This is a genomic window from Cellulomonas sp. P2_B4 (genome assembly GCF_056404795.1).
Map to the genome: position 1 here is coordinate 1 of NZ_JBFUDI010000079.1, position 583 is coordinate 583.

1 protein-coding gene is annotated in these 583 nt (G+C 66.4%); it reads right to left on the reverse strand.

Annotated features, from left to right (window positions below):
* Positions 1 to 573: aldehyde dehydrogenase family protein (locus AC1DZC_RS20185; protein WP_477044523.1), on the reverse strand; the 573-nt coding region annotated here is incomplete at its 3' end.
* Positions 574 to 583: the final 10 nt, after the last annotated feature.

A 583-nucleotide genomic window follows, 5' to 3' on the forward strand; every position in this document is an offset into this window, starting at 1 on the left:
ACCCGAGACCACGATGGCGCCTTCCTCCCTGGCAATATCCACATAGCCACTGACGGTCGCCAGCTGCCTGGCCGAGATCAGGGGGCCGAGATCGACATCGTGGCCGAGCCCGTTTCCGACCTTCAGCGTCTTGCCGAACGCTGCCATTCCCTCGACGACCCGATCGTACACCGGGCGCTGCACAAGGACCCGGCTTCCCGCAAAGCAGATCTGGCCGCTGTTGTTGAAACAGCCCCGCGCAGCGCCGGGTATAGCGGCGTCCAGATCGGCATCGGCGAAGATGATGTCGGGAGACTTGCCGCCCAGTTCGACGGCCACCCGCTTCATGTTTGTCGCGGCAGCCTGGAGAATCGTGCGGCCCGTGGCGGTAGAGCCGGTAAAGGCGATCTTGTCGACACCGGGATGCTCGGCGAGGCGTGCACCGGCGGTTCGGCCCTTGCCTGTGACGATGTTGACGACCCCGTCGGGAAGCCCCGCCTCTTGCATCAGGGCGGCCAGGCGCAAGGCTGACAGGGGGGCGTCCTCGGCCGGCTTCAGCACCAGGGTGCATCCCGTCGCCAGGGTGGGGCAGATACTCCAGAGC